Origin of the sequence: Shimazuella kribbensis DSM 45090 (genome assembly GCF_000428065.1) — a bacterium.
Lineage (GTDB): Bacteria > Bacillota > Bacilli > Thermoactinomycetales > Thermoactinomycetaceae > Shimazuella > Shimazuella kribbensis.
On sequence record NZ_KE386618.1, the window covers coordinates 73,626 to 80,062 of the forward strand.

Annotated in this window: 9 protein-coding genes; 3 read left to right on the top strand and 6 right to left on the bottom strand. The window is 35.5% G+C overall.

Annotated elements, in window-relative coordinates:
* The first annotated feature begins 184 nt into the window (after positions 1–184).
* The 3 genes from A3GQ_RS0121555 (at position 185) to A3GQ_RS27525 (ending at position 1,709) form a co-directional block, all read left to right on the top strand.
* Positions 185–655, top strand: a complete 471-nt coding sequence (locus tag A3GQ_RS0121555) for an NUDIX domain-containing protein (protein WP_028778783.1) — start codon at positions 185–187, stop codon at positions 653–655.
* Between the two features lie 12 nt (positions 656–667).
* A complete protein-coding gene (locus A3GQ_RS0121560; RefSeq protein WP_028778784.1) occupies positions 668–1,450 on the top strand; it encodes a GntR family transcriptional regulator in 783 nt (260 codons plus the stop codon).
* 88 nt (positions 1,451–1,538) lie between these two features.
* Positions 1,539–1,709, top strand: a complete 171-nt coding sequence (locus tag A3GQ_RS27525) for a hypothetical protein (protein ID WP_156877890.1) — start codon at positions 1,539–1,541, stop codon at positions 1,707–1,709.
* A gap of 481 nt (positions 1,710–2,190) precedes the next feature.
* On the opposite strand, the gene A3GQ_RS27530 is transcribed toward A3GQ_RS27525, so the two are convergent.
* The 6 genes from A3GQ_RS27530 to A3GQ_RS27795 all read right to left on the bottom strand — a co-directional run.
* Complete coding sequence (locus A3GQ_RS27530) at positions 2,191–2,367, bottom strand: hypothetical protein (protein WP_156877891.1); 177 nt, start codon at positions 2,365–2,367, stop codon at positions 2,191–2,193.
* A gap of 128 nt (positions 2,368–2,495) precedes the next feature.
* Positions 2,496–3,500 (bottom strand): helix-turn-helix domain-containing protein, encoded by a 1,005-nt coding sequence (locus A3GQ_RS25920; RefSeq protein WP_051272229.1) that lies wholly within the window; start codon positions 3,498–3,500, stop codon positions 2,496–2,498.
* Between the two features lie 320 nt (positions 3,501–3,820).
* Positions 3,821–5,176, bottom strand: coding sequence for a hypothetical protein (locus tag A3GQ_RS0121585; RefSeq protein WP_028778785.1), 1,356 nt, complete (start codon positions 5,174–5,176; stop codon positions 3,821–3,823).
* Positions 5,169–5,411, bottom strand: a complete 243-nt coding sequence (locus A3GQ_RS0121590) for a hypothetical protein (RefSeq protein WP_028778786.1) — start codon at positions 5,409–5,411, stop codon at positions 5,169–5,171. Before A3GQ_RS0121590 ends, A3GQ_RS0121585 begins: the two co-directional genes overlap by 8 nt.
* 112 nt (positions 5,412–5,523) lie before the next feature.
* Positions 5,524–5,721 (bottom strand): helix-turn-helix domain-containing protein, encoded by a 198-nt coding sequence (locus A3GQ_RS0121595; RefSeq protein WP_028778787.1) that lies wholly within the window; start codon positions 5,719–5,721, stop codon positions 5,524–5,526.
* 344 nt (positions 5,722–6,065) lie between these two features.
* Positions 6,066–6,437 (bottom strand): hypothetical protein (locus tag A3GQ_RS27795; protein ID WP_028778788.1); only part of this gene is annotated, 372 nt, incomplete at its 5' end.

Below are 6,437 nucleotides of genomic sequence, written 5' to 3' on the forward strand. Positions count from 1 at the left end.
AGCCAAGAATGAGGGCTGTTTTTTCCAAGTTATACACCTCACTCTCAATTTGGTATAGACCAATTTATGATTTTATAGTACCATTGGTGTATACCAATTTGCAATAGTTATTTTTAATTTTTTTGCAATTTGGTATGATGATTCATAACATGTGGTACATACCACGCAGAAAAGAAGGGGTAAAATGGGACGGAAAGATTACTACCATGAGGATGGTGCACCGAAACCAAATTCAATAGTTCCAGCAGCTTCAGCCGTTGTCATAGATGATAAAAACAGGATTCTGCTACAAAAAAGACGGGATAATAATTTATGGTCTTTACCTGGTGGAGGAATGGAACTTGGTGAATCGATTGAGGAAACAATCGTAAGAGAGGTGATGGAAGAAACGGGGTTTAATGTTGAGGTTGTAAAATGCATTGGGATTTATACTGATCCAAAACATGTAATTGAGTACTCCGATGGGGAAATTAGACAACAATTTTCAATATGTTTTGCTTGTCAAATCATTGATGGATCAATGCAAGTAAGTTCAGAATCAAAAGAGGTTGAGTTTATTTCATTGGATCAATTAGAAAATCTTGAAATGCATCCAGCTCAGAGAGTGCGAATCAATGATTATTTAGAATACAAAGAAATGACATTTATACGATAAGGAGGGATTAAAATGGAGAAATCCAAAATAAATGAGGTTGTAAGCGAGCTACGTAATCAAATTAAAGATAAGTATATCGCTGGACAAAGATTACCTTCAGAGCGAGCGTTATCAAAAGAACTAAATGCAAGTAGGGGGACTATTAGAGCCGCACTTCAAAGATTGCAGCAAGAGAATTATATAGATATTCTGCCTAACAGTGGTGCATTTGTGCGCTTTCCTGTTCAAAAAATGACTATGGGTAATGTTGATCCCTTGCCTAAAAATAGCGGTCCTGAACTGCAAGAGGTTGGATCATTTATTCACTTGGCTAGGGAACAAGGAAGAGAAGTATCAATTCGTTATCTAGAACCATCTAAAGTAATACCCGCAGAAATAGAAATAAGTAGAAAAATGGGCATTAAACCAGATGACGAAGTTTTTAAACGATATCGTATCCAAGTAGTTGATCGAATCCCTTATCGAATACTCACCACTTACTTACTAGGTTCTCTAACGAAAGAACTAAAAGGACAAGAAGATCATAAAATCCCTTTGTTCGATTGGTTACGGGATAACAAAGATCTTAATGCATCTGAAGTAACAGAAAGTTTAAATTGTAGAATGCCAAACGAACAAGAATGCTCACTTCTAAATATCTCACGTACACAGCCAGTAGTTGAAATGGATCGCTGGATTTGGGGTATCGATAGAAAAGGGAAAAAAATACTTTTTGAATATAGCAAGATTATTGCTAATTCTTCACTGCACGATTTCACCTACACTTATTCCATAAATAAAAAAGCAATTAGCTAACACTAATTTAGAGTGTTAGCTTTATTTTTGAAAAAGGAAATTATTTCATTTTGTCGTATTACTATTATGCAAACAAAGGAGGGATTACATGAGTTGGGTCAAAACAAACGGAGGTCGTGGAGACTGGATCAAGGCCAAGGAAGGCGAGAATTTCCATGGCTATAGCAATAATGAGAACCAAAAACCATTGGAAACATTGCTGAAAATGCCCAAAGAAGATAAGGGGAAATTTTTCACACCAGCACCAAAGAAATGGTAGGGAAATAAATCATGTCATTTCATATATGGTTATCCATTGGTGTCGTTGTAATTTCTGGCATGATGATAGTTCTAGTTCTTTTTCTATCTACTTTTTCCAAAAGAATAAGAGGTAGAAGAAGACGGATAATCAACGCCTTTTTCTTCATTCCTGCATTCTACCTCTTTTTAACATGGGTATTCACACCATTGTTACAGTTATTGTTTGAATAAACTCACATGGTTGATTTTACCGGATGGAACACATCGCCACATTTGATATGATAAAGATCATACGTTCTATCAAATACATAGAGCATATGGTTGTGCATAGAGCCGCCGTTTGGTGGCTCTTTTGCTTTTTATAAAAGGGATTCACATGTTTTTGTCGTATTCTTCATATTGGAAAAAATCAGGAGGGATACATATATGAGCATTTCTATCATCATTTCAATAATAGTATGTTTGTAATCGTAGGAGCCTCTATTTGAGGCTCTTTTGCTTTATAACGAACGAACCTTTTCCAATAACTCCAGATATCTTATCAATCTACTTTTAGCTGTACGAAGCTGATCTGCTTGATCTTTCGCTTCAAACTGTTTAATCTGTGATCTTGTTGCTTTGATAGAGCCGTTCACCATCTTCTCTAGTTGTTGTCTTTCCCACACATGAAACTCCATTTATAAAAACGCCTCCTAAATTCGTTTATATGAACATTTTATACCTTCCGAATACATAACCATTACCTATGGTATCAAAATCGAATATAGGATATGTAGAGTTCGAATTTTCACTATATATGAATCTATTAATGACCGTTGTTATTTGCTACATGCTTCTCAGTGCTCCGAAGAAACTTCATTGTTGCCTGAATATCCTCATATGTACCTTGTAATTCCTCGGCTGTCATATTTCCTTCTGCTCCTGCTGCTGTTTCCTGTTGTGCCTCATTGATTTGGTTTTGTACTGATATTTGCTGAACATGTAATGTTTTTGCTTTGCTGGTTGCTTTTGATGGTACTGACCATCCTGTTTCAATTTCATATATCAAAGAACCAACGAGATTCTTTATAGGTTCCTTCGAAGTTTCAAAATAAGTTTTTGTATTAGCTATTACTTCTGTTAAATCTTTGTTTGCTTGTTTTGCAATATCAATCAAGTTATCAATATCTTTGTTGTCAATTTCTTTATCCACTTTAAAACTATTTTTAATTATATATTTGACACCAACAACCTCTTCTATGTTGTTGTTTAATACTTGATCTTGTTTAGAAGAATTTGTTTTTCTTAAAGACTGTTTATTATTAGACCCCTCTTTTGACCTAGTGTGGTTTAAACCAAGTGTGGTTTTAACCAACCTGCGTTTTTTTACCGTATGGCTCTTTTGATCCACACTTTCTTTTTTACCCTGTGGATCTTTTTTTGCTTTATCATTTAATTCTCGTAGCATTTTCTTTACTTCTTCTTCTGTTTTTGGTACCGGTACTGCTTCTATGTAATAGATATTACTTTTAAATTTTCCTTCGGTGTTTCGCTTCTTTTCGATGGTGATATAACCACTCATTAATAACTCTTTACGATAGCGATAATAACTCTTCTCTGTTTTAATTTGTAATTCATGGCATTGTGTTTCTACTTTTGGAAACGCTGATCTTTCTGTGTCTGTTCCTCCCCATGCGAAAGAACAGAGATATGCATACAATGCTTTTGCGTCTCTGCTAATAGTTATGTCACGCATTACCTTTTTAGCTACCATACCCGAACCGTTTTCATAAACAGTTCCTCTAAATTGAACCACACTATCGTTTTGCATAAAAATACCCCTCTAATTAACGCCCTAGAGAGGTGGCTTCTTCTAAATATTTATCAATTACCTAAATTTTGTATTCTAAATTCCGACGAAAAAAGCCAAAATTATCTGCTTGATCCATTTCGAAAAAAGAGTTACAATAGGCACATAACTTGATAAAAGTTCGAATGAAGCGACCTCTCAAACCCTCGGCAAAAGGATGTAGGTCGTTTTTCATTTTGTTTTGATGGTTCCCATTCTACCAATATTTGCACATGAGAACAACTAGATTAAGAGATTATAGATTTCAAAAAGAAAGAGCGGTCAATTATACGACCGCTTTTTTATTTTACACGTTTGAGTTTTGGTTGCTCCTTCTCCTTCTCTTCTTCTGCTTTTAATTGTAATAACACTACTCTAGCCCTATTTGGTCCGCATCCAGCTTTATCCATTAAAGTAGGTCGCCCTGGATAATCACCATGTTCTTTTTTATATTCTTCTGCAATTTCGGCTACTTTTTCTGCTGTTGGTTGTGCTGATTTTCTACCTGTTGATTTTTTCTTTTTGGCTGTTGTTTTGCCTGTTGATTTACCTGTTGTTTTGGTCATCTTTTTGCCTGCTGATTTTTTCATTTTTGGTGTTGCTTTCGACTCCTCATCTCCTGTTGATTCAGGTGTTGTTGGAACTGTTGTTTTGTTTATCGATTCATCTGTTGACAATGGTGTTGATTTATCTAGTAATAATGCTGTTGATTTTGGTGTCATATCCTCTGTTGAATCTGCTGTTGTTTGATCTAATATTTCCGCTGTTGTTTTTGGTGTTGATTCGACCGTTGTTGATGACTCATCTTCTGTTGTATCTTCTAATGTTTCGACTTCATTTTCTGGTGTTGATTCTTCTAATATCTCTACTGTTGTTTCGGTTGTTGATTTGACTGTTGGTAATTCATCTTCTAATGCTGTTGGTTGAGCTGTTATTTCATCTGTTAATGATGCTGTTGATTTGCTTAAATTTCGAGCTGTTGTTTCTGTTTCAACATGTTCAATTGCAGTTAATTCGACTGCTGATTTTTGTGTTGATGGTGCTGTTGGTTCAGGTGTTGTTTTTATGGTTTTTGATTTGAAAACAGATGAGAACCAAGAAGTATTTTTTTGTTCTTCTGCTGGTTCATTTTTGAACTGATGCTCTAAAACTTTTTTCATAACCAACAGTAATATTGGTGTACTGATTCCAATTATTTTTCCTATCGTATTTGATGCCATTCCCATATAGTTTGATATCCCAACAAATGCAAAACCCATAAGAAAACCGATCCATGCAGCCCAACCAACTTTTCTTTTATTGCGATGAGCATTATCAATGAGCATACTGCAATAGATAAATACAGCTTCCCAGACTGCAACAGCCACCCAAGCTGCTACACCAGAGAAACCAGAATGAACAAGTAATGTATAGGAGTGACCCACTGATAAATAGATGATCCCAACCACCAAAGCAAAATTAATAAACAACATTATAGATCGGGTAAAGAATCCCCAAGTTGTTGACCCTGCTTTTCTGATCCCTCGCCCCATTGATGAAAACATTGGTCCGAAATCTTGTATTAAGTCAAACATTGAATACAACCCTAATACAAATTTATTGGGTTTACGGACGTGCCCTCTACTTTTCCATCTTTCCTCTTGATAGATGTTACTCATTCTTATCACCCTCGAAAATTCTGTAACCTTTCTCGCCTCGGAAGACTCCATAAAAAGATCGCAGACCAACTAAGATGGTAATGATTAACGCTGGATAGAAAATATAAAAAGCTGTGGTGTTAGGATGATCTCCTGTGATTAACCCAATTGTAAAGCGATATATTAGATAAATCGCCATAACACTTGCATAGATGAACATGATGCCTCCGAACCACTTTTCTATTTTCCTTTTCACTTTTTCTCCTCTTTTCTTGGAAACTTATTTGCCTTACACTTAACGGGAGTCTTTTTCTAAGACTCTTCCTCTTGGCTTACTGGTGGAGTTTGCGACGATACCAGTGAGCCTTTTATTCTTTTATATCCCTTTTGGTCTTTCTAATCATAAAATCCCTAGTGACTAGCCATGTTCCCCCGTCTTTCTTTGCTTCTCCGTGGTTGAATCCCCTTTGACACCACTTCCTAACAGTATCCTCTGCTAATCCCCATTTCTCTGCTGCTGAGCTAGCAGTGAAAACATGAAATATAGGGGAATCCTCTCCGTTCATAACTCTATCCTCCCGTCTGTCCCGTTATGGGGACAGTTATAATATATCATGCTTTCGTCCCGAATTCAATACATTTTGAAAATTTATTTTAATACTTCTTTGATTACTGCCATATTGTCAGCAATTCAGCCAACAGTTTTGCTTTTTTATTAAATCTAATGATGGAAGAATGCCATTTTGTCAGCATTTTTTTCTCAATATCTGGAAAACAAAATAAAAAGAGAAGCCATTTATTAGATGACTCCTCTTTCAAAGGTTAAATTTTTGATATCCTTAACTCAGTTATAACAGTTGATTGCTTCCATAATTTAAATTTTTCTAGAACTACTGTTGGATCTTTCGATTCATTTCAATCCATAGTATTCTTTTATGATTTTATTAAGTAATTCCGTTACTCCTCCTTCTTTTTGTCCCTCTCCATCTAAATAAAGTATTTCTTTTACTTCCTTCTCTAAATATAAAGTTACCTTGTTAGGGTATTTTTCCTGAAAGGTTAATTTCTTAGTGTTTTTGTTTCTGGCCTTTAATCTTTCAGCTATTTGTTCAGCACTATTCTTCTTACTATGTAAAGTGTTGCCTTCTATGTTGTCCTGAGTACTGTGTAAAGCACTGTTTTCAACACTGTCCTGAGTACTGTGTAAAGCACTGTTTTCAACACTGTCCTGAGTACTGTGTAAAGCACTGTTTTCAACACTGTCCTGAGTACTGTGTAAAGC

What these genes read in the sequence shown, in the direction of transcription:
- A3GQ_RS25920 (WP_051272229.1), bottom strand. Translation starts at nt 3,500, where the DNA reads ATGCAAAACGATAGTGTGGTTCAATTTAGAGGAACTGTTTATGAAAAC.
- A3GQ_RS0121585 (WP_028778785.1), bottom strand. Translation starts at nt 5,176, where the DNA reads ATGAGTAACATCTATCAAGAGGAAAGATGGAAAAGTAGAGGGCACGTC.
- A3GQ_RS0121560 (WP_028778784.1), top strand. Translation starts at nt 668, where the DNA reads ATGGAGAAATCCAAAATAAATGAGGTTGTAAGCGAGCTACGTAATCAA.
- A3GQ_RS27525 (WP_156877890.1), top strand. Translation starts at nt 1,539, where the DNA reads ATGAGTTGGGTCAAAACAAACGGAGGTCGTGGAGACTGGATCAAGGCC.
- A3GQ_RS0121595 (WP_028778787.1), bottom strand. Translation starts at nt 5,721, where the DNA reads ATGAACGGAGAGGATTCCCCTATATTTCATGTTTTCACTGCTAGCTCA.
- A3GQ_RS0121555 (WP_028778783.1), top strand. Translation starts at nt 185, where the DNA reads ATGGGACGGAAAGATTACTACCATGAGGATGGTGCACCGAAACCAAAT.
- A3GQ_RS27530 (WP_156877891.1), bottom strand. Translation starts at nt 2,367, where the DNA reads ATGGAGTTTCATGTGTGGGAAAGACAACAACTAGAGAAGATGGTGAAC.